A 2980-nucleotide genomic window follows, 5' to 3' on the forward strand; every position below is an offset into this window, starting at 1 on the left:
GGCCCGGCGCCTGGGTTTCGACCTGCTGCAACGGCAACTGCGCGATGTTGATGAATACCTGCCCACCCCTTCCCTGCCGAGCGCCTGGCTGGACACATCCTTTGCCGAGTACTGCCATCATCTGGCCGCACTGAAAGAGTTATCCACAATCGGCCCGCAAGACTGGCCCGCACTTGAAGCCGCCGGCTGGAAACGATTGGCGCAAGTACGCAATCTGGAGCTATTACGCGGACTTTTCCGACGCCCTCTGGAGCTTTGGCTGGTACTCGACCGGGCACTTTTCCTTGCCGATCAGGGTTACACCGTCCGACTCGGCACCTTCTGCGAAAGCTCGCTCACGCCGCGTAATTTCCTGCTCTTGGCGGAGCACCCGTAAAAGCCACAGCCTGTGGATAACTCTGTTGATGGAATTTTCGTGGATCCAATACCCGCGCCTGTTTCAGGGTTGAAACGCCACTGTTCATTTTTTGTGCACCCGCAAAAAAATCCTGAAAAACAGCGATTTGCGAACAAATGAGAACTGGCCCACAAAAACGGTAATGAGCGAGGCAAAGCACCAACCCCGTTGTGCATAAGCATTTAACACAAAGGACATAAGCGCCTAAATCCGGACGTCTCAGAGGGAAAATTGCACCGTATCCCGACTCTTGTTATACAAACACGCAAGGGCGCCGACAGCGCGGCCACGAACAAGAAAATTCGACCGACAGGATGCGACAGTGACGTTCATTTCTTACGCACAGAATTTCGAAGACATTCGCCTTTGGCGCGCCCTCAAAACCGTCGAGAACGGCTTCTATATCGATGTCGGGGCCAACGACCCCACCCATGACTCGGTCACCAAAGCTTTCTACGACCACGGCTGGACCGGCATCAACGTCGAACCGATGCCCAATTACTACGAAGCCCTTTGCCAGCAACGCCCCAAAGACCACAACCTGCAATGCGTGGCCGGTGAAAGCGCCGACAACCTGACCTTCTACGGCATCGCCGGCACCGGCCTCTCGACCGCCGACCCGGCCATGGCACAGATGCACAAGGACGCCGGCATGGACGTGCGCAGCCATACCGTCAAATCCCGCACCCTGACCTCCATCTGCGAAGAGCACGCCCAGGACCGCCCGATCCACTTCCTGAAAATCGACGTCGAAGGCCACGAAGAAACCGTCCTGCGCGGCATGGACTTCAGCCAATGGCGGCCGTGGGTCATCCTCATCGAAACACCGTGGGAACGCGACCAGACTTGGGAAGCCCTCGTCACCGGCGCTGGTTACCAATCCATCCTGTTCGATGGCATCAATACCTACTACCTCGCCGAAGAACACCTGAACCTCAAACCCGCCTTCGACATCCCACCGTGCAACCTCGACGAATTCCAGTTCTGCAAAGGCCACAACTTCAGCCACCCAATCAGCGATGCCGACCCACAGCTGGCCGCTGCTCTGCAAAGGGCCGAACAGGCCGAAGCACAGCTGCGCGTGATGCAAAATAGCCGGACCTGGCAAGCCATTCAGAAACTCAAGAAAACCCTGCTTCGCGCCTGACCTGAAGCCTGCGCAAAAATAGTCTGAATTCAGGGGTTTACAGAACCAATCCAATCGCTATAATCGTCGCCCAACACGCCGGTATAGCTCAGTTGGTAGAGCAACTGACTTGTAATCAGTAGGTCCCGGGTTCGACTCCTGGTGCCGGCACCATATAGAACAACGACTTAGGCTCACCGAAAGGTGGGCCTTTTTCGTTTATGGGTATTTCAGGGCCACTTCAGGGGCCACTTCTCTCCTGGTGCCCCTTGTGGGCGGGTTTCCAACGCCCAAAAAAATACCCCCAAGCCGGCAAAGGAACTGGGGGGTATCGAAAAGCCTTGCGCCTGAATCGCGGATGAGGACACACCCAGTCGCGGGCTTTTCAACTCACGCTGTGGAGTGGTCAGCGTGAGTGTAACCGGGAGTTGATCCCTTCGATTCGTTTGTGGTCGGCGTCGATCCGGGCAAGAGCCGCGGCCCGGCCAGTCAATGCCGCCTTGTCGTAGATTTTCTGACCGGGCGCGTCCATCGGATCAAACGGCTTGTCAGTGATTGCGCGACGGCCGCAAAGTTCTTCGACGGCTGCCAAGATCGCCGCAACTCGATCTTCAATCGACAGTTCCATCAGGCAACTCCTTTCAACAATGCCTTGGGCGGCCGGCGTGTGAGCTGGTCGCGTGTGAGTTGGCAGCCACCCGGAGGTGTCAGAAAGACGTCAACGGCGTATCCACCTCCCGTATCCGCGGGCAAGCCGGCGATCTTGTTGCGCAGCTTCACACGGGCGTCGATGGTCTCCGCGTAGGCGCAGTGAGCCGCAAAAAAATCGTCGCCAGCCGCAAGGAAGGCTTGGGCGGCTAATCCCTCCACGGCAATCGCTTCGTCGTGCTGAGCGGCGGTGAGCGCCGTGGCTGCGTCCTTAACCGTGCGCTTGGCTTCGTGGAGTTGTTCATTCAGATCGTGGATGCGCGCCTTGTAGGCCGCGGCGCAATCTTCGGACAACGCCAATGACTCCTCGGCCGCGTAGAGGGCCTTGCGCACTTGTTGCCAATCCAAACAGTCACCAAGGGTCATGCCAGCGGCGATAGCGGACGCACCGGCCGCGGCTGCAATTGCCTTGAGTGCGTCCACCTGCTCAAGAAGTCGGACATGATCGCCAGCCTTGTCGCGGGCTTCGGCAATCAGGGCTTTGATGTCGGCCACCTTGCCGGCCGCGGTGTCGTAATTTTTCAACTCTTTCATTGCTTCAAAACTCCTGATCCAAGGCGGCGTCGATGGCCTGTTGACGTGAGTGGCCGAGGCGGATGAGCCGTGCGGCTTCGTCGAAAATACGTTGTTGGATGGCGTTCAGCCGCTGTGGGATGCGCCGTTTCTCAAGTCTTTGCAATCGAATAATCTTCATTGTTGAAGTCCCTCTAGGGCTGTTAAACGACGTTCAAACTCGGTGACTTCGGTGA

Annotated in this window: 4 protein-coding genes, 1 tRNA gene and 1 pseudogene; 3 read left to right on the top strand and 3 right to left on the bottom strand. The window is 57.4% G+C overall.

The window, feature by feature from the left end:
• The 3 genes and pseudogenes from AC1DRJ_RS23080 to AC1DRJ_RS23090 all read left to right on the top strand — a co-directional run.
• Positions 1-376, top strand: a pseudogene (locus AC1DRJ_RS23080) (SAM-dependent methyltransferase); the annotation flags it as partial.
• Positions 377-719: 343 nt separating this feature from the next.
• Positions 720-1544 carry an FkbM family methyltransferase gene (locus AC1DRJ_RS23085; protein ID WP_477804187.1) on the top strand — a complete coding sequence of 275 codons (825 nt, stop codon included), beginning with the start codon at positions 720-722 and terminating at the stop codon, positions 1542-1544.
• A 77-nt stretch (positions 1545-1621) separates the two neighbouring features.
• A tRNA-Thr gene (locus AC1DRJ_RS23090) sits at positions 1622-1697 on the top strand.
• A 232-nt stretch (positions 1698-1929) separates the two neighbouring features.
• Here the strand turns inward: AC1DRJ_RS23090 and AC1DRJ_RS23095 are convergent.
• Genes AC1DRJ_RS23095 through AC1DRJ_RS23105 form a run of 3 tightly spaced genes read right to left on the bottom strand, consistent with a single transcriptional unit; the run spans position 1930 to position 2925 of the window.
• Entirely contained in the window at positions 1930-2151 is a 222-nt protein-coding gene (locus AC1DRJ_RS23095) for a hypothetical protein (protein WP_477804188.1), read from the bottom strand.
• Positions 2151-2765, bottom strand: coding sequence for a hypothetical protein (locus AC1DRJ_RS23100; protein WP_477804189.1), 615 nt, complete (start codon positions 2763-2765; stop codon positions 2151-2153). Before AC1DRJ_RS23100 ends, AC1DRJ_RS23095 begins: the two co-directional genes overlap by 1 nt.
• Positions 2766-2769: 4 nt before the next feature.
• Entirely contained in the window at positions 2770-2925 is a 156-nt protein-coding gene (locus tag AC1DRJ_RS23105; RefSeq protein ID WP_477804190.1) for a hypothetical protein, read from the bottom strand.
• Positions 2926-2980: the final 55 nt, after the last annotated feature.

The sequence above is a fragment of the Pseudomonas sp. P5_B2 genome, from assembly GCF_056400445.1.